General features: G+C 71.4%; 27 protein-coding genes. 7 read left to right on the top strand and 20 right to left on the bottom strand.

Features of this window, described 5'->3' with window-relative positions:
• The 4 genes from FFT10_RS25955 to FFT10_RS25940 form a co-directional block, all read right to left on the bottom strand.
• Window positions 1–532, bottom strand: a 532-nt coding sequence (locus tag FFT10_RS25955; protein ID WP_228027320.1) for a hypothetical protein, incomplete at its 3' end; no start/stop codon positions are given.
• Between the two features lie 43 nt (window positions 533–575).
• Window positions 576–1,355 carry an SDR family oxidoreductase gene (locus FFT10_RS25950; RefSeq protein WP_137735787.1) on the bottom strand — a complete coding sequence of 260 codons (780 nt, stop codon included), beginning with the start codon at window positions 1,353–1,355 and terminating at the stop codon, window positions 576–578.
• Between the two features lie 109 nt (window positions 1,356–1,464).
• Window positions 1,465–2,535, bottom strand: a complete 1,071-nt coding sequence (locus FFT10_RS28685) for an NnrS family protein (RefSeq protein WP_137735786.1) — start codon at window positions 2,533–2,535, stop codon at window positions 1,465–1,467.
• Window positions 2,536–2,559: 24 nt separating this feature from the next.
• On the bottom strand, window positions 2,560–3,780 hold the full coding sequence (locus tag FFT10_RS25940; protein WP_228027319.1) for an NAD(P)H-dependent flavin oxidoreductase: 1,221 nt from the start codon (window positions 3,778–3,780) through the stop codon (window positions 2,560–2,562).
• 236 nt (window positions 3,781–4,016) lie between these two features.
• Here FFT10_RS25940 and FFT10_RS25935 point away from each other — a divergent pair, with 236 nt between their 5' ends.
• From FFT10_RS25935 to FFT10_RS25925, 3 genes are all read left to right on the top strand, one after another.
• Window positions 4,017–5,093, top strand: a complete 1,077-nt coding sequence (locus FFT10_RS25935) for a tartrate dehydrogenase (protein WP_137735784.1) — start codon at window positions 4,017–4,019, stop codon at window positions 5,091–5,093.
• Between the two features lie 6 nt (window positions 5,094–5,099).
• Window positions 5,100–6,215 carry an NAD(P)/FAD-dependent oxidoreductase gene (locus FFT10_RS25930; RefSeq protein ID WP_137735783.1) on the top strand — a complete coding sequence of 372 codons (1,116 nt, stop codon included), beginning with the start codon at window positions 5,100–5,102 and terminating at the stop codon, window positions 6,213–6,215.
• A gap of 97 nt (window positions 6,216–6,312) precedes the next feature.
• Window positions 6,313–6,867 carry a flavodoxin family protein gene (locus tag FFT10_RS25925; protein WP_137735782.1) on the top strand — a complete coding sequence of 185 codons (555 nt, stop codon included), beginning with the start codon at window positions 6,313–6,315 and terminating at the stop codon, window positions 6,865–6,867.
• Window positions 6,868–6,880: 13 nt separating this feature from the next.
• Here the strand turns inward: FFT10_RS25925 and FFT10_RS25920 are convergent, their stop codons facing one another.
• Window positions 6,881–7,309, bottom strand: coding sequence for a rhodanese-like domain-containing protein (locus FFT10_RS25920; RefSeq protein ID WP_137735781.1), 429 nt, complete (start codon window positions 7,307–7,309; stop codon window positions 6,881–6,883).
• Window positions 7,310–7,378: 69 nt separating this feature from the next.
• Between FFT10_RS25920 and FFT10_RS25915 the strand changes: the two genes are divergently transcribed.
• The 3 genes from FFT10_RS25915 (at window position 7,379) to FFT10_RS25905 (ending at window position 8,712) form a co-directional block, all read left to right on the top strand.
• On the top strand, window positions 7,379–7,630 hold the full coding sequence (locus FFT10_RS25915) for a VF530 family protein (RefSeq protein ID WP_137735780.1): 252 nt from the start codon (window positions 7,379–7,381) through the stop codon (window positions 7,628–7,630).
• On the top strand, window positions 7,627–8,370 hold the full coding sequence (locus FFT10_RS25910) for an aldolase (RefSeq protein WP_137735779.1): 744 nt from the start codon (window positions 7,627–7,629) through the stop codon (window positions 8,368–8,370). Before FFT10_RS25915 ends, FFT10_RS25910 begins: the two co-directional genes overlap by 4 nt.
• A gap of 141 nt (window positions 8,371–8,511) precedes the next feature.
• The gene (locus tag FFT10_RS25905) at window positions 8,512–8,712 is read left to right on the top strand and encodes a hypothetical protein (RefSeq protein ID WP_137735778.1); all 201 of its coding nucleotides are present in this window, start codon (window positions 8,512–8,514) and stop codon (window positions 8,710–8,712) included.
• Between the two features lie 98 nt (window positions 8,713–8,810).
• On the opposite strand, the gene FFT10_RS25900 is transcribed toward FFT10_RS25905, so the two are convergent.
• Both FFT10_RS25900 and FFT10_RS25895 read right to left on the bottom strand, forming a co-directional pair.
• On the bottom strand, window positions 8,811–9,323 hold the full coding sequence (locus FFT10_RS25900) for an ureidoglycolate lyase (protein WP_137735777.1): 513 nt from the start codon (window positions 9,321–9,323) through the stop codon (window positions 8,811–8,813).
• Between the two features lie 3 nt (window positions 9,324–9,326).
• Window positions 9,327–10,484 (bottom strand): methyltransferase, encoded by a 1,158-nt coding sequence (locus FFT10_RS25895; RefSeq protein WP_137735776.1) that lies wholly within the window; start codon window positions 10,482–10,484, stop codon window positions 9,327–9,329.
• A gap of 125 nt (window positions 10,485–10,609) precedes the next feature.
• Here FFT10_RS25895 and FFT10_RS25890 point away from each other — a divergent pair, with 125 nt between their 5' ends.
• Entirely contained in the window at window positions 10,610–11,239 is a 630-nt protein-coding gene (locus FFT10_RS25890) for a hypothetical protein (protein WP_137735775.1), read from the top strand.
• Window positions 11,240–11,311: 72 nt separating this feature from the next.
• Here FFT10_RS25890 and FFT10_RS25885 read toward each other — a convergent pair whose 3' ends face one another.
• From FFT10_RS25885 to FFT10_RS25825, 13 genes are all read right to left on the bottom strand, one after another.
• Window positions 11,312–11,851 (bottom strand): GNAT family N-acetyltransferase, encoded by a 540-nt coding sequence (locus FFT10_RS25885; RefSeq protein ID WP_137735774.1) that lies wholly within the window; start codon window positions 11,849–11,851, stop codon window positions 11,312–11,314.
• On the bottom strand, window positions 11,848–12,441 hold the full coding sequence (locus FFT10_RS25880; protein ID WP_137735773.1) for a helix-turn-helix domain-containing protein: 594 nt from the start codon (window positions 12,439–12,441) through the stop codon (window positions 11,848–11,850). The genes FFT10_RS25885 and FFT10_RS25880 overlap by 4 nt, the downstream gene beginning before the upstream one ends.
• A gap of 42 nt (window positions 12,442–12,483) precedes the next feature.
• Window positions 12,484–13,614 carry an acyl-CoA dehydrogenase family protein gene (locus tag FFT10_RS25875; protein ID WP_137735772.1) on the bottom strand — a complete coding sequence of 377 codons (1,131 nt, stop codon included), beginning with the start codon at window positions 13,612–13,614 and terminating at the stop codon, window positions 12,484–12,486.
• Complete coding sequence (locus tag FFT10_RS25870) at window positions 13,601–14,029, bottom strand: DUF6841 family protein (protein ID WP_137735771.1); 429 nt, start codon at window positions 14,027–14,029, stop codon at window positions 13,601–13,603. The genes FFT10_RS25875 and FFT10_RS25870 overlap by 14 nt, the downstream gene beginning before the upstream one ends.
• Before the next feature lie 8 nt (window positions 14,030–14,037).
• The gene (locus FFT10_RS25865) at window positions 14,038–14,703 is read right to left on the bottom strand and encodes an SDR family oxidoreductase (protein ID WP_137735770.1); all 666 of its coding nucleotides are present in this window, start codon (window positions 14,701–14,703) and stop codon (window positions 14,038–14,040) included.
• Between the two features lie 11 nt (window positions 14,704–14,714).
• Window positions 14,715–15,176 (bottom strand): MaoC family dehydratase, encoded by a 462-nt coding sequence (locus FFT10_RS25860; protein ID WP_228027318.1) that lies wholly within the window; start codon window positions 15,174–15,176, stop codon window positions 14,715–14,717.
• Window positions 15,173–16,348, bottom strand: coding sequence for an acetyl-CoA C-acyltransferase (locus FFT10_RS25855; RefSeq protein WP_137735769.1), 1,176 nt, complete (start codon window positions 16,346–16,348; stop codon window positions 15,173–15,175). The genes FFT10_RS25860 and FFT10_RS25855 overlap by 4 nt, the downstream gene beginning before the upstream one ends.
• Before the next feature lie 44 nt (window positions 16,349–16,392).
• Entirely contained in the window at window positions 16,393–18,165 is a 1,773-nt protein-coding gene (aceK, locus tag FFT10_RS25850; RefSeq protein ID WP_137735768.1) for a bifunctional isocitrate dehydrogenase kinase/phosphatase, read from the bottom strand.
• Window positions 18,166–18,187: 22 nt separating this feature from the next.
• Window positions 18,188–18,910 (bottom strand): carbonate dehydratase, encoded by a 723-nt coding sequence (gene can, locus FFT10_RS25845; RefSeq protein WP_137735767.1) that lies wholly within the window; start codon window positions 18,908–18,910, stop codon window positions 18,188–18,190.
• Window positions 18,911–18,980: 70 nt separating this feature from the next.
• Window positions 18,981–20,162, bottom strand: coding sequence for an isovaleryl-CoA dehydrogenase (locus FFT10_RS25840; RefSeq protein ID WP_137735766.1), 1,182 nt, complete (start codon window positions 20,160–20,162; stop codon window positions 18,981–18,983).
• 123 nt (window positions 20,163–20,285) lie between these two features.
• Window positions 20,286–20,711: a MerR family transcriptional regulator gene (locus FFT10_RS25835; protein WP_137735765.1), complete on the bottom strand. Its 426-nt coding sequence runs from the start codon at window positions 20,709–20,711 to the stop codon at window positions 20,286–20,288.
• Between the two features lie 245 nt (window positions 20,712–20,956).
• Window positions 20,957–21,847 carry a M48 family metallopeptidase gene (locus tag FFT10_RS25830; protein ID WP_137735764.1) on the bottom strand — a complete coding sequence of 297 codons (891 nt, stop codon included), beginning with the start codon at window positions 21,845–21,847 and terminating at the stop codon, window positions 20,957–20,959.
• A gap of 10 nt (window positions 21,848–21,857) precedes the next feature.
• A complete protein-coding gene (locus FFT10_RS25825; RefSeq protein ID WP_137735763.1) occupies window positions 21,858–22,610 on the bottom strand; it encodes a lysophospholipid acyltransferase family protein in 753 nt (250 codons plus the stop codon).
• Window positions 22,611–22,613 lie beyond the last annotated feature (3 nt).

Raw genomic sequence — 22,613 nt, 5'->3', positions numbered from 1 at the left:
CCGGCACGGCCTCGGCGGGCCGGGCCAGCAGCGGCACCCGGTCGGGCACCGGCGCTTCGGGCACGGGCGGCTGGGCGGGCGGTGGGGCGGCGGCGTCCGCAGCCGGTGGCAGATCGGCGGCCGTGGCCGGCGGGGCATCGGCCGGCACGCCGGGTGCCGGATCGGGTGCGGCCTGCGGCTGCCACACGCCCTGGCGGACGGCGCCGGGGCTGCTGTGGACATCAGGCCGGTCCTGCGGAGCACGCACCGCGCCGCCCCAGCGGCGTTCGCGCGCCTGACCCTGCGGGCCGGTGTACGCGTCCGACGCCACGGTGGCTTCGGCGCGGGCGCCGGCATCGCTGCCGGCCAGGCGGATGTTCAGCGCGCCCCACACGCCCTGGCCGGGCTGGGCGCTGCCACCCTCGGTGTTGCCGAACACCAGCACCGCCAGCACATGCAGCAGCACGGCCAGGGTGATGCACTGCCGCAGCGTCGACGGCGCCCCCGCCAGCGCAGGCCAGGGGCGGGGGCCGGGCGTTGCCGCGGTGTGCATCGGCCAGGCCAGGGTGGCGCGTGGGTGGGCGCCGGGCGGCGGCTCAGCCGCGGCCCACGAAGGGCATCTTGGTGGCCATCACCGTCATGAACAGCACGTTGGCGCTGGCCGGCAACCGGGCCATGGTCATGAAGCCGTCGACCACCGACTGCAGCTCCATGCGCGCTTCGGGCTTGATGCTGCCGTCGGCCTGCGGCACGCCCTTGGCCATGCGCTCGGTCATGTCGCTGGCCACGTTGCCGATGTCGATCTGGCCCACGGCGATGTCGAAGGCCCGGCCGTCGAGCGAGGCGGCACGGGTCAGGCCGCTGATGGCGTGCTTGGTGGCGGTGTAGGCGATCGAGCCCGGCCGCGGCGCATGGGCCGAGATCGAGCCGTTGTTGATGATGCGCCCGCCCATCGGCGACTGCTGGCGCATCATCTTGAAGGCGCCCGCCAGGCAGAAGAACGCGCCGTTCAGGTTGGTGTCGACCGCACGGCGCCAGGTGGCGGCATCGATCTCGTCGGGCGTCTGCACCGGCAGCGAGACGCCGGCGTTGTTGAACAGCAGATCGAGCCGGCCGAAGCGCTGGCCGATGGCGGCGAACAGCGCATCCACCGCGGTCTCGTCGCCCACATCGCAGGGCACGGCCAGGGCGCGCTCGGCGATGTCGCCGAACGGGTCACCGGCCTTGGCGATGGCGGCCTGCAGCGCCTCCATCCGGCGGCCGGTGTAGACCACCCGCCAGCCATCGGCCACCAGGGCGGCGGCGCAGCCCAGGCCGATGCCCGAGCCGGCGCCGGTGACCAGCGCGATGCGGTTGTGGGGTGTGGTGGCGGGCATGGCGGCGTCTCAATGGTGTGATGATTGATGCAGTCTGCCACAGGCCACCGGTGGCGCCAGCCGGCACAAGCCCTGCCCCGCCCTGCCGGGGCGCGGGCGCCGGGCGGCGTCAGTGGCCGCCGGCCGGCAGACGCAGCAGGCTGGGGCGCAGATGCCAGGCCCAGAGTGCCACAGCCCCCAGCCAGAACTGCGCCGCCAGCAGCGCCAGGCCGCCGCCGGCCTGCAGCGGGGCCACCGAGGGCGCCAGCAGCGCGGCCAGCACCGCCCCCTGCGCCGCACAGGCGCTGAACCACACGGCGTGGCCGATGCGCGGGGGGCGGCCGGCCTGACGCAGCGACACCGCGGTGGCCCGCCCCATCACCAGGGTGCCCAGGCAGCCCATCAGCAGTGCCGGCTGCGCCGGCACGTCGGGGTGCAGCAGCGTCAGGCCGGCGGCCGTGCCCAGCCACAACCAGGGCAGGCGCTGCAAGACGCCCTGGCGGCTGCCGGACGGGGTCAGGCTGGCGCCATCGGGCCGGGCCAGGGCCACCGCCAGTGGCACCAGGCCCAGCCACAGCGCCGCCTGCAACGCCAGCTGCAACGCCAGGCCCTGACCCAGCGCCAGTGCCAGCGCGCCGGCCCAGGTGCCAAGCGCCAGCACGGCCAGCGCCAGCAGGGCCGGCAACGCATGGACATGCCCGGGGGCGCTGCGGTGCTCCAGCACCGTCAGGCCCACCAGGCCGGCCAGCAGCGCCAGACCCACTGCCACCGCGGCCAGGCCCAGGGCCGCCAGCGGGGTGCTGACGTGGAAGCCCGGCACAGCCAGGCCGGCGCCACCGGCCACCAGCGCCAGCGGCACGGCGAGCAGCCGCGCTGCCAACGGCGGGCATCCCAGCCAGCGCGGCAACGCGTCCCACAGCAGGCCCACCAGGAACAGCGGCCACACCGCCACGCCCAGCAGCCAGGCCTGGGCCAGCGCCGGGTCCAGCAGCCAGGGCAGCGGCAGGCCGAGCGCCGGCGCCACCTGGGCCAGCGCCCACCACAGCGCGCTGGCCAGCAGCAGCACACCGCCGACGGCGAACGCCAGGCGGTGCGGCGCAGCCAGCAGCCGGCGCAGCGGCTGCACCCGGAACGCGGCGCCGCGGCGGGCGCCGAAACTGCCGGACGGCAGGCCGGCGGCTTGGGGTTGGAAGGGGTTCATGGCAGGGCGGATGGAACAGGAATCTCAGACGGCGACCAGCTCGGCGCCCTGCAGCCATGGTGCGGCGGCAGCCGGCGTCAGCAGGTGGGTGACCAGGTCGCGCACCGGGCGGATCTGGTCGCCGAACGGCAGCGCGCCCACACCGCGGAAGTACAGGCCCTTCTTCACATCGCCGCGCAGGGCGGCTGCCAGCTGCTGGTCGATGCAGAACTGGCCCCAGCCAGGCAGGCCGTCACGCAGGCCGCACTGGGCCAGGCAATCGAAGGCCTGGGTGCAGCGGGCCTTGGGGTGCAGCGTCGACTGCAGCGCGGGCTCGGCTTTCAGGTAGTTCACCAGCCAGGGCGTGGCCACGGCGCGGGCCGGCAGGCCGGCCACGCTGGTGAAAGTGCACATGTCGGCGTCGTGCGCGCCGGTCAGCACCTGCTTGAAGCCGAGGCTGGCATCGCCCTCGGTGGTGACGGCGAACGGCGTGCCCAGCTGTGCCGCCGCGCCGCCCAGGGCCTGGATGCGGGCGATGTCGGCATGGTGGCGGATGCCGCCGGCAGCGATCAGCGGGATGCGGCCTTCCAGCCCGGCGCTGCGCAGGAAGGCCAGCGCCTCAGGGATGCAGCGCTCGAAGTCGAAACGCGGATCGTCCAGGTCGGCGATCTTGGCCGCGCCCAGGTGGCCGCCTGCCAGGCGCGGGTGCTCCAGCACGATGGCATCGGGCAGGCGCTTCTTGCGCTCCCACTTCTTCACCACCAGGGCCACGCCACGCGCATCGCTGAGGATGGGCACCAGCAGGGCCCGGGGATGGTCGGCCGCCAGATCGGGCAGGTCCAGCGGCAGGCCGGCGCCCACCACCACCATGGGCGCGCCCGCCTGCAGCGCGGTTTTCACATGGGCGGCGTAGTCGCTGACGGCGCGCATCACGTTCACCGCCACCAGGCCATGGCCGCCGGACAAGGCCAACGCGGCGCGCACCTCGCGGCGCAGGGCCTCCAGGTTGGCGGCATTGATCTGGGCGCGGCTGTCGTCGTCGCAGCCCACCCGCTGCGGCAGGTGCTGCGTGCGGGCCATCAGGTCGGGGTGGTGGCGGCGCAGGTCCACCGAGCTGAGCGTGCCCACGCCGCCCAGCGCGGCCACGCTGCCGGCCAGCCGGTGGGCCGACACGCCCACACCCATGCCACCCTGGACGATGGGCAGCAGCGGACGGCTGGCCAGGGTCAGCGGCCGCAGGCCGCTGGCAGCCAGCTGCGGCAGCATGGCGGGCGGCAAAGGGGTGTCAGCGGGAGCAGTCGGCATGGGCGCCAGCCGCGCAGCGGCCGTGGGATGGGCAAAACAGCCGGCAGGCTAGCCGTACGCGCCCACCCGGCGGTTGATCAGGATCAGGGTTCACCCGGATCCGGCGCCACGGCGCCAGTGCTGCCACGGCCAGCCAGTCGCCGGCCAATCGCGGGCCATCGTCTAGCATGCCGGTCGCCCTGCACTGGAGACCCCTGATGACCACCCCCCACCGCATTGCCGCCATCCCCGGCGATGGCATCGGCAAGGAAGTGATGCCCGAAGGCCTGCGCACCCTGCAGGCGGCGGCCCAGCGCTTCGCCATCCCGCTGGAGATCACGCCCATCGCCTGGGCCAGCTGCGACCACTTTGCCCAGACCGGCCAGATGATGCCGGACGACTGGAAGGCGCAGATCGGCGGCATGGACGCCATCCTGTTCGGCGCGGTGGGCTGGCCCGACACGGTGCCGGACCACATCTCGCTGTGGGGCAGCCTGCTGAAGTTCCGGCGCGAGTTCGACCAGTACATCAACCTGCGCCCGGCGCGGCTGATGCCCGGCGTGCCGTGCCCGCTGGCGAACAGGAAGCCGGGCGACATCGACATGCTGATCGTGCGCGAGAACACCGAGGGCGAGTACAGCAGCGTCGGCGGCGTGATGTTCGGCGGCACCGAGCGCGAGTTCGTGCTGCAGGAAAGCGTGTTCACCCGCCACGGCAGCGAGCGGCTGCTGAACTACGCCTTCAACCTGGCCCGCAGCCGTGCCCGCAAGCATGTGACGGTGGCCACCAAGAGCAACGGCATCGCCATCAGCATGCCCTGGTGGGACGAGCGCGCCGCCGAGGCCGCCGCCCGCCACCCCGACATCACCTGGGACAAGCAGCACATCGACATCCTGGCCGCACGCTTCGTGCTGCAGCCGCAGCGCTTCGACGTGGTGGCCGCCACCAACCTCTTCGGCGACATCCTGAGTGACCTGGGCCCGGCCTGCACCGGCACCATCGGCATCGCGCCCAGCGCCAACCTGAACCCGGAGCGCAAGTTTCCGAGCCTGTTCGAGCCGGTGCACGGCTCGGCGCCCGACATCTTCGGCAAGAACATCGCCAACCCGGTGGCCATGGTCTGGAGCGCGGCGATGATGCTCGAGTTCCTGGGCCACAAGGACGCCCACGACGCCATCCTGCGCGCCATCGAGGCGGTGCTGCGCGACGGCCCGAAGACCGCCGACCTGGGCGGCACGGCCAACACCACGCAGATGGGCGAGGCCATCGCAGCCCTGGTGGCTGGCGGCATCTGAAGCCCGATGGAAGACGTCGATGCCGTGGTGATCGGCGCCGGCGTGGTCGGCCTGGCGGTGGCCCGCGCCCTGGCGCAGGCCGGGCGCGAGGTGCTGATCCTGGAGGCGGAGAACGCCTTCGGCACCGGCACCAGCAGCCGCAACAGCGAGGTCATGCACGCCGGCATCTACTACCCCACCGGCAGCCTGCGTGCGCGGCTGTGCGTGCGCGGCAAGCAACTGCTGTACGACTTCTGCGCCAGCCACGGCGTGGCCCACCAGCGCTGCGGCAAGCTGATCGTCGCGGCCACGGCCGACGAGCTGCCGGCCCTCGACAGGCTGCTGGCCACCGCCCACGCCAACGGCGTGCCCGACCTGCAGCGGCTGGGCGCCGCCGAAGCCCAGGCGCTGGAGCCCGCGCTGCACTGCGTGGGCGCGCTGCTGAGCCCGTCGACCGGCATCATCGACAGCCACGGCCTGATGCTGGCCCTGCTGGGCGATGCCGAGGCCGCCGGCGCGGTGCTGGCGCTGTGCGCACCGGTGCAGGCAGGCCGCTGCACGCCGCAGGGCATCGAACTGGACGTGGGCGGTGAGGAGCCGATGCAGCTGCGCGCCCGCACCGTGGTCAACAGCGCCAGCCTGCAGGCGCCGGCGCTGGCGCGGCAATTCAAGGGGCTGGATGCCGCCCACATCCCGCACGACCACCTGGCCAAGGGCTGCTACTTCACCCTGCCCGGCCGCGCGCCGTTCAGCCGGTTGGTCTACCCGGCGCCGGGCCAGAGCAGCCACCTGGGCGTGCACCTCACGCTGGACCTGGGCGGCCAGGCCCGCTTCGGCCCCAGCTTCGAATGGGTGGATGCCATCGACTACACCGTGGATGCGGCAGGCGCCGACCACTTCTATGCCGAGGTGCGGCGCTACTGGCCCGGCCTGCCCGACTGCGTGCTGCAGCCGGGCTATGCCGGCATCCGGCCCAAGATCAGCGGCCCGGGCGAGCCGGCGGCCGATTTCCGCATCGACGGCCCGGCGGTGCATGGCGTGCCGGGGCTGGTCAACCTGTTCGGCATCGAATCACCCGGGCTCACCTCCAGCCTGGCGATTGCAGACCTGGTGCTGGAACGGCTCGGCCCATCAGATTTTTAGAACGGTCGCATCAACCCCACCGCACGCCCCGGGCGCTGCCGCTCCGCAGAATCACGGCATTCCCCGGCACCCACGGGGCATCAACGGAGCACACACCATGAGCGACATCGTCATCGTCTTCCACAGCGGCTACGGCCACACCGCCAAGGTGGCCGAGGCCGTGGCGGCCACCAGCGGCGCGCAGCTGCTGGCCATCGACGCCGAGGGCAACCTGCCCGACGGCGGCTGGGAGGCCCTGGCCGCGGCCAAGCTGATCGTCTTCGGCTCGCCCACCTACATGGGCAGCGTGAGCTGGCAGTTCAAGAAGTTTGCCGATGCGTCCAGCAAGGCCTGGTTCGGCCAAGGCTGGAAGGACAAGCTGTTCGCCGGCTTCACCAACAGCGCGTCGATGAACGGCGACAAGCACAGCACCCTGCACTACTTCATGACGCTGGCCATGCAGCACAGCGGCCTGTGGGTGGGCACCGGCATGATGCCCAGCAACAACAAGGCGGCCACGCGTGACTCGATCAACTACGTCGCCTCGTCGGCCGGCCTGATGACCTCGACCCCGTCGGACGCCTCGACCGACGAGATGGTGCCGGGCGACATCGCCACGGCCAAGGTGTTCGGCGAGCGCTTGAAGGCCGCGGTCGCCAAGTTCGCCGGCTGATCGGCCCCGGCAGTCAGGAGGCGGCCGGCCCCGGGGCAACCCGGGCCGGCCGCTCCGCTTTCTGCTCCACCGGATGGCCGGCGGCCTTCCAGGCGCCGAAGCCGCCGTGGATGTGGGCCACGTTCTCGATGCCCATCTCCAGCATGGTGCGCGCCGCCAGCGCCGAGCGCCAGCCGCCGGCGCAGAACAGCACGTACTGCGTGCCCGGCTGGTTGAACACCGGCTTGTGGTACGGCGACTCGGTGTCGACCCAGAATTCCAGCATGCCGCGCGGCGCGTGGAAGGCGCCGGGGATGGCGCCCTCGCGCTCCAGCTCGCGCGGGTCGCGCAGGTCGACGAACTGCACGCCGGGCAGGCCATGCAGCGCCCGCGCCGTCTCGACGCTGTGGGTGGTGATCAGGGCCAGGGCCTCGTTGACCATGGTGGTGACGGATTTCTTCATCGCGTGGCGCCGTTGCGTTGGGAGGGTGCAGTCAGTATGGCCAGCGCCAGCCGCTGCCAGAATCGGCGCATGCCCACCCCCACCCCGGCCGCCCAGCCCCGCAACCCGCTGCACGGCCTCACGCTGGAGGCCATCGTCACCGCACTGGTGGCGCACTACGGCTGGCCCGGCCTGGGCGAGCGCATCGCGCTGCGCTGCTTCACCCACGAGCCCAGCGTCAACTCCAGCCTGAAGTTCCTGCGCAAGACGCCCTGGGCGCGGGAGAAGGTGGAAAGCCTGTACCTCTTCATGCTGCGCGAGCAGCGCCGGAGCGCACCATGACACTGAACCCGCACACCCAGGATTTCGACAGCGCCGCCGTGGCCGCGCTGCGCGCCGACCTGGCCCTGGCGCTGCGCGCCGCCGCCCACCACGGCCTGGCCGAAGGGGTCTGCAACCACTTCAGCGTCGAGTTGCCCGACCAGTCGGGCCGCTTCCTGCTGAACCCGCGCGGCCTGCTGTGGCAGGAGGTGCAGGCCGACGACATCGTGCTGGTCGACACCGCAGGCACGGTGCTGGCCGGCCGCCATCCGGTGGAATCGACGGCGATGTACATCCATGCCGCCATCCACCGCATCGCCCGCCAGCCCTGCGTGCTGCACACCCACATGCCGCATGCCACCGCGCTGACGCTGACGGCCGACCGCACGCTGGACACCCGGCTGTCGCAGACGGCGATGCGCTTCCACGGCCGCGTGGCGGTGGACGCGCACTACAACGGCCTGGCGCTGGACGTGGCCGAGGGCGAGCGCATCGCCCGCGCCATGCTGACCGGCGGCGGCGCGGCCGACGTGGTCTTCCTGGCCAACCACGGCGTGGTGGTCTGCGGGCCGCAGCTGGCCCATGCCTACGACGACCTGTACTACCTGGAGCGCGCCTGCCAGGCCCAGGTGCTGGCGCAGGCCACGGGCCGGCCGCTGGCGCCGGTGGAGGCGGACCTGGCCGCCCGCGTGTGCGCCCAGACGCTGGGCGAGCGGCTGCAGAGCGAGCTGTTCTTCGAAGCGCTGCGGCGCACGGTGTAGCCCGCGGCGGCGCGGTTCATCGGGGGTTTCTGCAACTGGGGCGCGGCGGCCGGCGTTCTGTCGCAAGGCGGTGGTGGCCGCCCGGGTGCCTGCCTAGAGTGCAGCCATCGACACCCCGACCGACACCCCCAGGAGCCCGCCATGAACACCGCCTACACCGCCCGCAGCACCCGCATCGCCCACGCCCTGGCCGCCGCCGGCCTGTCGCTGTGCATGACGCTGGCCGCCCTCGGCAGCGTCGACCACCTGGCCCAGAGCCAGCATGCCGCCACCGTGCTGGCCAAGGCCGCCGCTGCCCAGCAAGCGGCTGCCGCCGCCCAGGCCGCCGCAGCCCGCGGCTGAACCTGGCGGCCCCGTGTCCGGGCTGCCCCACGGCCTCGCAGAGCTCGGCCGCTTCGCCAGGCGCGGGCCAGGACGCAGGTCCTGCCCCGCGTCCGGGCTCAGCCTGGCGGGGCCAGCCACACCGGTGGCTGCAGCGCCACCTCGTCGCAGTCGACCACCTCGGCGCGGCGTTCGACGACCAGGAAGTCGCCGGCATCCAGTGCCAGCAGCGCATGGTGCCAGGTGCCCGGCGCCAGCCACACGCCCTGTGTGCCGTCGCTGACGAAGGCCTCCAGCTCGTCCAGCCCCCGTGGCGCCGGCCCCGGCGGCGCCACCACCACCACCAGCCGCCGAGCGGCGCCCATCGGAACAAAGGCCTGGCTGCCCAGCGCGTGGCGCTCCATGCCGGTCAGCGCCATCGGCAGCACCCGCGCCTGCGCGCGGCTGATGCTCAGCACCGGCCGACCGGCCTCGGCCGTCAGCTGCGCATCGGCCAGCAGTTCGTGGCGGATGCTGGTGCCTTCGTTGATCGGCTGGCCGCCCGCGCCATCGGTCGGCACCTGCAGCACGCGACCGTAGGGGGCGAATTCGGCGGCGGTCAGTGTGCGGGGGTAGAGCAGAGCCGTGGTCATCGGTCAGGCAGCGCCCAGGCGCCAGAGTGAAGTGACTTCCGCCGCGCGGGCGGCGTGCAGCGGATCGCTGGCATCCAGCGGGCGGTGGTGGCGGGGCCGGGTGTCCAGCCGGCCCAGCACCCGCAGGCCGGCGGCGGCGATCCAGCCGTCCAGCACGGCGCGGGGCCGCAGGTCCAGGTGCTCGGCCAGGTCCGACAGCACCAGCCAGCCCTCGCCGCCCGGCGCCAGATGGTCTGCCAGCCCGGCCAGAAAGCCGCGCAGCATGCGGCTGTCGGGGTCGTAGACGGCGGATTCCAGCGCTGAACTGGCCGGCGCCGGCAGCCAGGGCGGGTTGCAGACCACCAGGCCGAAGCGCCCGGGCGGGAACAGATCGGCCGACACCAGGGTGATCTGCCGCTGCAGTCCCAGGCGGCGGGCGTTGTCGCCGGCGCAGGCCAGCGCGGCGGTCGACAGGTCGGTGGCCACCACGGCCAGGCCACGCCGGGCCAGCACCGCCGCCAGCACGCCGGTGCCGGTGCCGATGTCGGCCGCGCCGTGGGCCTGCGCAACCGCGGGCAGCGGCGCCTGTGCCACCAGGTCGACATACTCGCCGCGCACCGGCGAGAACACACCGTGGTGCGGATGGATGGACGCGCCCAGCGCCGGGATGGGCACCCCCTTGCGCCGCCATTCGAATGCGCCGACCAGGCCCAGCAATTCACGCAGCGACTGCACATAGTGCGCTGTCACCGGGCCATGGGCCTGGGCGCCGGCGGCCCGCACATCGGGCGCGCGGCGCAGCGGCAGGCCGTGGTCCGCGTCAAAGGGCAGCAGCAGGCCGCCCAGGATGCGGGCACGCTCGGCCTGGGCCGCGCGCTGGGCCAGGAAGGCCGCCTGCAGGCTGCCGCCGGCCCGGGCCGGGCGGGCGGTGCGCGCATCCAGCCGCCGGCCCAGGGCCTGCAGCAGGTGGCGGGCATTGGGATAGTCGCCCAGCCACAGCAGGCCGGTGCCGCCGCGCAGCAGGCGCAAGGCGGCATCGGCGGGCAAGTCGCTGCCGGCCAGCTCCAACCGGGCCGGAGGCGGGTGCCCGGCCAGCGAGCGCCAGTCGGCCTGCTGTGGCACGCCGTCGTCGCCAGTCCAGTGCACGGCGGGCGGATCTTCGGTGGCGGCGACGGCAGGCATCGGGCGATTCTGGGCCCGAAATGCGGCAGCGCACCACCGCACAGTGCCGGGTCTGTCGGCCTGCTGCAGCAGCCAGCTTGACGGATGTCATGGCCCGGCACGGGCCGACACGCAGAATCAGCCCGATGATGGTGGATCTGTTCCTGGTGGTGCTGGCCACCGCCCTGGCCCTGGCCCTGCAGCCCTGGCGTGCCACAGGCGCCGGCGGGCCGCCCTGGCCCTGGCTGGCCTGCTGCGCGGTGCTGCCGCTGTGCTGGGGCGCCGACCTGCTGGCCGACAGCCGCATCATCCAGCCGCTGTCGGGCGCGTCGTTGCTGGTGCTGCTGGCCGGCTGGCCACTGGCGGTGCTGGCCCTGCTGCCGGTGGCCGGCGTGGTGGTGGCGCTGGGCGACCTGCCCTGGCAGGAGGGCCTGCACCGGCTGGTGTGGCTGGGCCTGGTGCCCGGCACCCTGGCCATGCTGCTGGGCGCCGGCGTGCGGCGCTGGCTGCCAGGCCACCTGTTCATCTACATCCTGGGCCGGGGCTTCTTCACCACCTGGATCGCGGTGGCGCTGGCCGGCGCGCTGGCGCTGGGCCGCGCCACCAACCCGGTGGGCACCGACGATGGCGACCTGCTGCTGGCGCGGTTTCTCACCGCCTCGGGCGAGGCCTTCATCACCGGCATGCTGACAGCGATCTTCGTGGCCTACCGGCCCGACTGGCTGGCGACCTATTCCGACCGCTTGTACCTGCCGGATGACCGCTCCCCCCCGTAGCGCCTTCGGCGCTCCCCCCCAGGGGGGCGCCGCCGGTGGCCCGGCAAAGCCGGTTCCACGGCGGCCGCTTGCTCAAGGCGAGGCTGCCGCCAGTTGCCGGTGGAAGTAGGTGGTGCTGCACAGCGCGCCGTCGGGCATCAGCGCGTAGTTGGGAATCTCGCCGACGCGCTGCCAGCCGGCGCGCTGGTACAGCCGCTCGGCATCGCCGCCGGTCACGGTGTCGAGCACCAGCACCGTCTTGCCGGCGGCCCGCGCGGCGTCTTCGGCGGCTGCCAACAGGCGCGCTGCCACGCCCTGCCGCCGGGCGCGGCGGTGCACCAGCATCTTGGCCACATCGGCGCGGTGGGGCTGGTTGTCGGGCTGGGACAGCACCACCTGCACCGTGCCGGCGATGCCCTGCGCATCCTCGGCCACCAGCAGCACCCGCTCGCCGCGGGCCACGCCCTCGGCCACGCCTTGCCAGAAGGCCAGCGCCTTCGGCAGCGGCAGCGGCGCCATGAAACTGACCGACGCGCCGCCGTGCACGCAGTCGATCAGCACGTCGGCCAGCGCCGGCACGGCGGCAGCGGCCGCGGCGGCATCCAAGGAGCGCAGGGTGATGGAGTCGGTCATGCGGAACCTCGCGGGTTGGACGGCAGCGACCCGCCGGCCAGCGCCACCAGGTAGCGGGCGGGCTGGTCACCGGGGTTGTGGAAGAGCAGGGGCTGGTCGAGCTGCATGGCCAGGCAGTCACCGGCCTGCAGCAGCCAGGTGTCGGCACCCACGGTGAGCTGCATGCAGCCGGCGATCACCCACACCTGCTGGTGCACCGGCGCCAGGCGCGGGCCGGTCTCGTAGGCCACGCGCTGGCCGGGCGGGAACTCCACCTCCACCAGCTGGATGGGCGCCGGCAAGGCCGGCGACAGGTTGCGGCGGCGGTAGCCCGAGGCGGGGTCGGTCCACAGCGGTTGGTCGGCGCGGCGGGCCAGCGGGCTGGGCGGCGCGGTGGCGGCGGGCGGCTCCTCGAACAGCGCCGCCAGCGTGACGCCCAGCGCGGCGCTGAGCTTGTCGAGCACGGTGGCGGTGGGGCTGCTCTGGCCGCGCTCGATCAGCGAGATGTTCGAGCGGCTGACGCCGCTGCGCGCGGCCAGCGCGTCGAGCGACAGTCCATGCGCCTGGCGCAGGCCCTGCAGGCGGCGGGCGAGGCGGTCGGTGACATCCATGGACTCCAGTTTACTGGAATCCGATGTCCATAAAAAGAGAGATCAGGCGAGTGCGCGGCCGATCAGGATCTTCTGCACTTCCGAGGTGCCTTCGTAGATCTGGCACACCCGCACGTCGCGGTAGATGCGCTCGACCGGAAAGTCGCTGAGGTAGCCGTAGCCGCCCAGCACCTGGATGGCGCCGGAGCAGACGGCCTCAGCCATCTCGCTGGCCATCAGCTTGGCCATGGCGGCTTCCTTCAGGCAGGGCAGGCCGGCATCTTTCAGCGCGGCCGCGTGCCAGATCAGCTGGCGGGTGGCCTCGATGCGGGTGGCCATGTCGGCCAGCTTGAACTGCACCGCCTGGTGCTCGAAGATCGGCACGCCGAAGGCGACACGGTCCTTGCTGTAGGCCAGCGCGTAGTCAAAGGCCGCACGCGCCATGCCCAGCGCCTGGCTGGCAATGCCGATGCGCCCGCCCTCCAGGCCCGAGAGCGCGATCTTCAGGCCCTGGCCCTCCTCGCCCAGGCGGTTCTCCACCGGCACGCGGCAGTGGTCGAAGACGATCTGCGCGGTGTCGCTGGCATGCTGGCCCATCTTGTCTTCCACCCGCGCCACGGTGTAGCCGGGCGTCTTGGTGGGCACCAGGAAGGCGCTGATGCCCTTCTTGCCGGCGGCCTTGTCGGTGACCGCCATGACGATGGCCACATCGCCGTTCTTGCCGCTGGTGATGAACTGCTTGACGCCATTGAGCACGTAGTGGTCGCCGTCCCGCACCGCCGTGGTCTTCAGCCCGCCGGCCTCGCTGCCCACATGCGGCTCGGTCAGGCAGAAGGCGCCCAGCATCTCGCCGCGGGCCAGCGGCTGCAGGAAGCGCGTTTGCTGGTCGGCGTTTCCGAAGGCCATCAGGATCGAGCACACCGGGCAGTTGTTGACGCTGACCACGGTGCTGGTGGCGCCGTCGCCGGCGGCGATCTCCTCCAGGATCAGCGCCAGTGCCAGGTAGTCCAGCCCCGCCCCGCCCTGCTCGGTGGGCACGGCCACGCCGTAGCAGCCCAGGCCGGCCAGGCCCTTCAATTGCGCGGCGGGGAACTGGTGGCTCTTGTCCCAGGCGGCGGCATGGGGGGCGATCTCGGCCTGCACGTACTGGCGCACGGCCTCCTGCACCGCGCGGTGGTCGTCACTGAGCAGCATGGCGGGTCATCTCCTGGAGGTCTTCTTGGTAAGCGGTGCACAGCAGCACCCGCGGGCCGGCCGTGGTGCGCTGCAGCTGGTAGCCGGTGCCGAAGCGCTGCAGCAGGCTGCCGTCGGCCCGGGTGATGGTCCACTGCACGCGGGCGAAGGCATGGTCGGCGCCCAGCGGCACGAACTGGTCGATGGCGAAATCGGCGCGGCCGTACCCGGCCTGGCGGTAGACGGTACACAGCGCGCGGTGGTTGGCGCGCATCGGTGCATCGTCGGGCCACCAGGTCAGGCGGCCGGCGCCGCCGTGGCTGTCGGCGATGCCGCTGCCAGCGGCATGCCACAGGTCGGCCACCGCGTCGCCGTCCAGCGCGTTGAAGGCATCGCGGTAGCGGGTGAAGAAGGCGTGCGTCTCGGTGTGGCTCATGGCGGCGGTCACCAGGCCAGCGGCTGGCCGTCGTGGTTGAAGAAGCCGCCGTTGTCGGCCGCACCCAGCCGGCCGACGGTGGCACGCAGGTCGGCCACGCTCTGCGCCACGGCCAGATCGGCACCGCCGCCGCCCATGTCGGTCTGCACCCAGCCCGGGTGCAGGCTGACGCAGGTGGCGCGGCCGGCCAGGGCCAGCGACACATCCTTCAGCACCGAATTCAGCGCCGCCTTCGACGCCCGGTACAGCCAGCCGCTGGGGCTGTTGCGCAGGCCGATCGAGCCCATGCGCGACGACAGCACCGCCAGCTTGGCGCCCGGCGCCAGCGCATCGGCCAACTGCGGCAGCAGCCGCATCGCGGCCAGCACATTGGTGTGCATCACGGCATCGAATTCAGCGTCGGTGGGCGGCTGCAGGCCGCTGCTGCGCGGGCCGTAGACGCCGGCCACCAGCCAGGCCTGGTGGAACTGGGCGCCGTCGATCGGCCAGGCCAGGCCGGCGCAACCGGCGGCGCTGGCCACGTCCAGCTTCAGCGGCTCGGCCCCCAGCGCGGCCAGACGGGCCAGGCCGGCATCGTCGCGGGCGGTGGCCACCACCCGGTCGCCCGCCGCCAGGCATTGGCTGGCCAGCTCGAAGCCGATGCCGCGCGAGGCACCGATGATGAGCACATCCATGGGCGGGCCTTTCAGGGCTGGGCCGACTTGATCAGCAGCGTGCCGCGGCCCACCACCGACGGGCTGGCATGGCGCACCGCGGCCTTGCCATCCAGGTGCACCAGCAGACCGCCCAGGCGGTCATGCGGCTCGACCGAAGCCACCTTCCAGCTCAGCTCGATGGCCTGCTCGGCGAACACCGGCGCCTTGAAGGCGAAGTTGAAGTTGAGGCACAGCACCTCGCGCGGGCCGTGGGCGTCGGGCTGCGAGAAGTGCGACGAGGCCAGGCCGATCAGCAAGGCGGTGGTGTGCTCGCCGCTGGCGATGATCTCGCCGTGGCGGGCGCGCTGCGCCGCTTGCTGGTCATGGTGCAGCGGGTTGCTGTCGCCGCTCAGGCGGGCGAAGGTGGCGATGTCGTCGCGGCTGAAGCGCACGCTGCGGCTGCAGGTGTCACCCTGCTGCACCAGGGGCAGCACGACAGGGACAGCGCTCACAGCAGTTCAACCGCCAGCGCCGTGGCCTCGCCGCCGCCGATGCACAGCGCCGCCACGCCGCGCTTGAGGTTGCGCTTCTTCAGCGCGCCCAGCAGGGTGACGACGATGCGCGCGCCGCTGGCGCCGATGGGGTGGCCCAGCGCGCAGGCACCGCCGTGCACGTTGACGATGTCGTGCGGCAGGTCGAACTCATGCATGGCGGCCATGGTGACGGCGGCGAAGGCCTCGTTCACCTCCCACAGGTTGACGCTCTTGGCATCCCAGCCCGACTTCTTCAGCACCTTGGTGATGGCGCCGGCCGGCGCGGTGGCGAACCAGGCGGGGGCCTGGGCATGCACCGCATGGGCCACGATGCGGGCGATGGGCGTGACGCCCATGGCACGGGCGGTGGATTCGCGCATCAGCACCAGGGCGGCGGCGCCGTCGGAGATGCTGCTGGCGTTGGCGGCGGTGATGGTGCCGTCCTTCTTGAAGGCCGGCTTCAGGCTGGGGATCTTGTCGAGCTTGGCCTTGAACGGCTGCTCGTCGAACTTGACCACGGTGCCGGCCTTGTCGCCCAGGGCCACCGGCGCCATCTCCCAGTCGAAGCTGCCGTCTTCATTGGCCTGCTTGGCGCGGGTGGTGGAGGTGATGGCGTACTGGTCCTGCGCCTCGCGGCTGAACTGGTACTTGTCGACGCACTGCTCGGCGAACACGCCCATGGCCTTGCCACGCTCGTAGGCGTCTTCCAGGCCGTCCATGGCCATGTGGTCGAACATCTGTGCGGCGCCGTACTTCACGCCCTTGCGGGCGAACATCAGGTGCGGCGCGTTGGTCATGCTTTCCATGCCACCGGCCACCATCACGCTGGCGCTGCCGGCGGTGAGCATGTCATGGGCGAACATCATGGTGCGCATGCCGCTGCCGCACATCTTGCTCAGCGTCACTGCGCCGGCGCCGTCGGGCAGGCCGGCCTTGCGGACCGCCTGGCGCGCCGGGGCCTGGCCCTGGCCGGCCATCAGGCAGTTGCCCATCAGCACTTCATCCACCGCGTCACCGGGCACGCCGGCGCGCTGCACCGCGGCCTGGATGGCGACCGCGCCCAGCTCCCAGGCGGCGAGCGACGAGAAATCACCCAGCAGGCCGCCAATGGGCGTGCGGGCAGCAGAGACGATGACGATGGAATCGGCCATGGCGGGCTCCGGTGTGGGACGGGATGGAAGAAGTGCGCGGCGGCCTACATCGTGGCCGAGCTGGCGCGGGTGTGGGCAAAGCGCTTGTGCTGCTCGTACGGAAACACATCATGCACATGACCGGCCTTGATGCGCTCCTTGTGGCCTTGCCAGAAGGCGGCGTCCAGCAGGTCGGCATGGTGCTTCATGAACACCTGGCGCACGGCCGGGTTGCCCAGCAGGAAGGGCTCGAAGGTCTCGGGGAACACATCCTTGGGGCCGACCGAGTACCAGATCTCGCCCGACATCTCGTCTTCCTCGTTGCGCGGCGCGGGCACGCGGCGGAAGTTGCAGTCGGTGATGTACTCGATCTCGTCGTAGTCGTAGAACACCACCTTGCCGTGGCGGGTGACGCCGAAGTTCTTCCAGAGCATGTCGCCGGGGAAGATGTTGGCGGCCACCAGGTCCTTGATGGCGTTGCCGTACTCCACCACCGCATGGGCCATCTGCTCGGGCGTGGCGTCCTGCAGGTAGATGTTCAGCGGGATCATGCGCCGCTCGATGTAGACATGCTTGATGACCAGCGAGTCGCCATCGGTCTCGATCTGGCTGGGGCAGAAGTGCTGCAGCTCGGCCAGCAGTTCCTCGCTGATGCGGTGGCGCGGGAAGGCCACGCTGGCGTACTCCAGCGTGTCTGCCATGCGGCCGACCCGGTCGTGCGTCTTCACCAGCAGGTACTTGCTCTTGATCCCCTCGCGGGTGGTGTCCTTCTGCGGCGGGTAGAAGTCCTTGATCACCTTGAACACATAGGGGAAGGACGGCAGGTCGAACACCAGCATCACCATGCCCTTGATGCCGGGGGCGATGCCGAACATGTCGCTGGAATGGCGCAGGTGGTAGAGGAAGTCGCGGTAGAAGTTGTTCTTGCCCTGCTTCTGCAGGCCCAGGGCCGAATAGATCTCGTTGCGCGGCTTGCGCGGCATCAGGCTGCGCAGGAACTGCACATAGGCGCTGGGGATCTCCATGTCGACCATGAAGTAGGCCCGCGCAAAGCTGAAGAGCATCAGCAGGTCGTCCTCGGCGAACAGCGCGGCGTCGATGTAGAGCTGGCCGCTGTCGTTGTGCAGCACCGGCAGCGCGAACGGCGTCTCGGCGAAGCCGTTGACGATCTTGCCGATGATGTAGCCGCCCTTGTTGCGGAAGAACATCGAGCTGAGCACCTGGATCTGGAAGTTGGCGCGCAGCCGCACGTTGTCGCCCACATGCTGGCGCAGCGCGGCCAGGACCGCGTCGATGTCGCGGCCCAGGTCGGCGAATGGCCGCTGCAGCTGGAAGTTGTCGACGATGCGCAGCAGCGTCTCGCGCAGGCTGTCGCGGGTGGGGTAGTAGGCGCGGTAGGTGGGCAGCGACGCCGGCTCGTCGTTCTCGATGTACTCGGTGCTGACAGCCGGCCGCACGAAGATGAAGTCGTTGCGGAAGTAGCTGTGGTGCAGGATCTTGGTGGTGACCGAGTTGAAGAAGGTCTCGGCCAGCTCGGGCTGGTGGTGGTTCACCAGCAGGCCGATGTAGTGCAGCTTCACCTGCTGCCAGGTGTCGTCTTCCAGGCTGGCGGTGTTGAACTCGCGCTGCAGCCGCTCCACCGCCTCTTCCACCCGCTTGTCGTAGAACTCGATGCGCTCGCGCTGGGCGCGCTGCTGGCCATGCCAGTCGGCCTGCTCGAAGCGGCGCTTGGCTTCGCGGTTGGTCTCGCTGAACAAGCGGTAGTGGCGGTTGAAGCCATCGAGCATGGCCTGGGCGATGGCGTAGGCGCGGCTGTCGGTGAGGCGGTGCGGGAACATCGGCGGCGTCCTGGTCGGCGGGTCAGTGGTCAGACAGCGCGCCGTGCTGCGTCACCGGCGCGGGCTGCGATGTCAGCGCCGCATGCTGCTGGCGGTAGCGCTGCTTGACCAGGGCCAGCGCGGTGTCGTAGGCCAGCCCCACCTGGTCGGCCGAGGTGGCGGTGATCTTCAGGTCCTCCAGCAGGCCGTTGTGCAGGCCGTAGACCCAGCCGTGCACCACCACGCTCTGGCCGCGCACCCAGGCATCGCGCACCACCGTCGTGCGGCAGACATTGCGGGCCTGCTCCAGCACGTTCAGCTCCACCAGGGCATTGACCTGCAGGCTCTCATGCAGGCCGGCCAGAAAGCCCTCGTGCGCGTCGCGCACGTCCTGCACATGGCGCAGCCAGTTGTCGACCAGGCCGGCGCGGGTGTTGAGCATGGCCGCGCGCACGCCACCGCAGTTGCTGTGGCCCACCACGATGATGTGGCTGACCTGCAGCGCATCGACCGCGTACTGGATGACGCTCAGCGCGTTCAGGTCCGAATGCACCAGCAGGTTGGCCACGTTGCGGTGCACGAACAGCTCGCCGGGCAGCAGGCCCACCAGATCGTTCGCCGGCACGCGGCTGTCGGCGCAGCCGATCCACAGGTACTGCGGGCTCTGCTGGTTCAGCAACCGGGTGAAGAAGCCGGGCTCGCGGGCCTCGGTGTTGTCCGCCCACTCGCGGTTCTTCTGGAAGAGTTCCTGCAGTTCGATGCTCATGGCGTCGGCCCCTCCGGCCTCTTTTATGTTGCACTGCACAGTTTAAGCAGCGCGCCCGCCGCGCGGAGGCTCACATGGTCTCGGCGAACAACTCGCGGCCGATCAGCATGCGGCGGATTTCGGAGGTGCCGGCGCCGATCTCGTAGAGCTTGGCATCGCGCCACAGCCGGCCCAGCGGGTAGTCGTTGATGTAGCCGTTGCCGCCGAAGATCTGCACGCCCTCGCCGGCCATCCAGGTGGCCTTCTCGGCGCACCACAGGATGACGCTGGCGCAGTCTTTCCGAACCTGGCGCACATGCTCGGCGCCCAGCTTGTCGAGGTTCTTGCCCACGGTGTAGCAGAAGGCCCGGCCGGCCTGCAGCACGGTGTACATGTCGGCCACCTTGCCCTGGATCAGCTGGAACTCGCCGATGCTCTGGCCGAACTGCTTGCGGTCGTGGATGTAGGGCACCACGTTGTCCATCACGCTCTGCATGATGCCGATGGGGCCGGCGGCCAGCACCGCGCGCTCGTAGTCCAGCCCGCTCATCAGCACCCGGGCGCCGCCGCCCACCTGGCCCAGCACGTTCTGCGCCGGTACTTCCACATCCTGGAACACCAGCTCGCCGGTGTGGCTGCCGCGCATGCCCAGCTTGTCGAGCTTCTGCGCGCAGCTGAAACCCTTCATCGTCTTCTCGATGATGAAGGCGGTGACGCCGCGGGCGCCCAGCTCGGGCTCGGTCTTGGCGTAGACCACCAGGGTGTCGGCATCCGGGCCGTTGGTGATCCAGAACTTGCTGCCGTTGAGCAGGTAGTAGCCGCCCTTGTCTTCGGCTTTCAGCTTCATGCTGATCACGTCGGAGCCGGCATTGGGCTCGCTCATCGCCAGCGCGCCGACATGCTCGCCGGTGATCAGCTTGGGCAGGTACCTGGCCTTCTGCGCCTCGGTGCCGTTGCGCTTGAGCTGGTTGACGCACAGGTTGCTGTGCGCGCCGTAGCTCAGGCCCACGCTGGCGCTGGCACGGCTGATCTCCTCCATCGCCACCATGTGGGCCAGGTAGCCCATGTTGGCGCCGCCGTACTGCTCCGGCACGGTGATGCCCAGCACACCCAGCTCGCCCATCTTGCGCCACAGGTCCATCGGGAAGCGGTCGCTGCGGTCGATCTCGGCCGCACGCGGGGCGATCTCGGCGGCGGCGAAGGCCTGCACCGCGTCACGCAAGGCGTCGATGTCCTCGCCGAGCTGGAAGTCGAGGCCGGGAAGCTGGGACATGGCGGTCTCCTGGTGGAAGTTGGACGGGCGGCGGCTGGCCGATCATGCAGCGCCGAACGCTGGTTGACGTTGACGTTAACGTCAATCATACCGGCCAGCGCCGATCTGCCGGCGGCCCGGGATTCAGGCCTTGCGGCGCGGCGCCTTCGGCGCGCTGGCATCGGCCAGCAGCTGGCGGCAGCGCGCCTCGTGCATGGCCAGCTCGTCCAGGGTGACGCGGATGTCCTCCAGCTGTTGCTCCAGCTGCGCCCGGTGCGCGGCCAGCGCCTGCACGAAGGCCTGCAGCTGCGGCGCGGTGTCGCTGTCGCTGTCGTACATCGTCACCAGCTGGCGGATCTCCTGCAGCGAGAAGCCCAGCCGCTTGCCGCGCAGGGTGAGCTTCAGGCGGGTGCGGTCACGCAGGCTGTAGACACGGTTGCGGCCGGCGCGGCTGGGCTGCAGCAGGCCCATGTCTTCGTAGAAGCGGATCGCACGCGGGGTGACGTCGAACTCATGCGCCAGCTCGGTGATGGTGTAGGTCTTGGCGGGGCGCGGGGTGGCTGCGGTCATGGCGCGGGCGGGTTGACGTGCACGTCAATGTAGCCCACGGGCCGGTTTTGGGTCACATCACCAAGGAAAACGGCGATGGGCCGTTGGGCCCACCGCCGTTGCACCGTTGGCTTGCTGATCGCCCACCGGGGGCGCCGCGCCGTTTTCTCCCTGCTTGGCATTGAAGACAGCAGATGCACAGAGTTTGCCCGGTCTGGCCCATGAAGTACCTCCCCCAAAAGGCGGAGATCCCGGCGGCGCATCCTTCAATCTAACGACGGCAGCACTTCGCTGCGCAGCGCGCCGCGGCTGCGTTCGAAGTCGGGCAACACCGAGCGCACCACCTCCCAGAACGCCGGGCTGTGGTTCATCTCGCGCAGGTGGGCCAGCTCGTGGGTGACGACATAGTCGATCACCGGCAGCGCGAAATGGATGAGCCGCCAGTTCAGCCGCACCGAGCCATCGGCGCTGGCGCTGCCCCAGCGGGTGGCCGCCGAGCTGAGCGACAGCCGCTTGATGCGCACGCCCAGTTTCGGTACGAAGTGGGCGCAACGCTCCTCGAACACCCGGCGCGCCTGGCGTTGCAGCCAGGTCTGCACCAACTCGCGGATCTGGTCCTGCGTGGCGGTCTGCGGCAGGCCCAGGTGCAGGGTGAGCCGCGGCACGCCGGGCAGGGTGTCGGTGGCGCTGTGCAGCTGGGCGCCGGTGACCCGCGGATCGAGCAGCAGGATCACCGTCTCGCCCAGGAACGGCAGGCTGGTGCCGTCCTGCCACACCACCTTGGCCGCCTGCAGCCGGCGGGCGCGCTCCTGCTGCTCATGCAGCTTGCGCAGGATCCAGGCGGCCTTGGCCTGCAGCGCCTGCTCCACCTCGGCCAGCGCCACCCAGCGCGGCGCGCTGACGCTCAGGCCCTCGGTGCCGACGACGAAGCCGATGCTGCGCCGGCGGGCACGGCGGAACTCATAGCCGACCTGGTGCCCGGCCAGCGCGATGCTGCGCTGGGCGCGGGGATGCTGGAAATGGGGAACCGGCGCGGGCGCGGGCAACGGCGCCGGAGCGGCCGGCTCGGCGTGCCGCGCGCGTGCCGGCGGCGGCGCCGGCGGCTGGTCGAACAGCGACAGCTGCAGGGCGGCGTCGTGCGGACCGGGTCTGGACATGCTGCCGATTCTACGGAGCCGGCGCGGCGTAGGCCTCGGGGTCCAGGCGCCGCATCTCGGCCTCGATCCAGTCTTCCACCTCGCGCATCAGCTCATCCGGGCGGCGCCCGTCCACCGGGATCGGCCGGCCGATCGACACCTCGATCAGCCCGGGTCGCAGCAGCCAGCTGCGGCGCGGCCAGCAGCGTGCCGAGGTGACGGCGATCGGCACGATGGGCGTGCCGGCCATGATGGCCAGGCGCGAGGCGCCCGACTTGTACTCGCCCTTCTGCCCGCGCGCGGCGCGTGTGCCCTCGGGGAACATGATCACCCAGTTGCCCTGGGCCATCAACCGCTTGCCCTGGGCCAGCACCTTGGCCCAGGCCTCGCTGCGGCGGCTGCGGTCGATGTGGATCATGTCCATGCGGCCGATGGCCCAGCCGAAGAACGGGATCCACAGCAGCTCGCGCTTGAACACATAGGCCAGCGGGTGCGGCATGATCGCCGGGAAGGCGAAGGTCTCCCAGGTGCTCTGGTGCTTGGGCGCCAGCAGCACGGCCGCGGTGGAGTCGGCGGCGGTGGGCAGGTGCTCCAGGCCCTGCACCCGGTAATTGACGCCACAGATCGCCTTCGCGCCCCAGATCGTGGTCTTCAGCCAGCCGGCGCACAGCCAGTACATCGGCGCGCCGCGCCGGAAAGCCGAGAACACCACCGCCACCAGCGCCCAGGGGATCAGCGTGACCAGCAGGAAGAGGATGTAGAGCGCGCTGCGCAGGTAGATCATCGG

It is taken from the genome of Pseudaquabacterium pictum, assembly GCF_005403045.1.
In the GTDB taxonomy this organism is placed as follows: Bacteria; Pseudomonadota; Gammaproteobacteria; order Burkholderiales; family Burkholderiaceae_C; genus Pseudaquabacterium; species Pseudaquabacterium pictum.
Note: the sequence above shows the minus strand (reverse complement) of the source record. Positions and strands in the feature narration are given on the sequence as shown.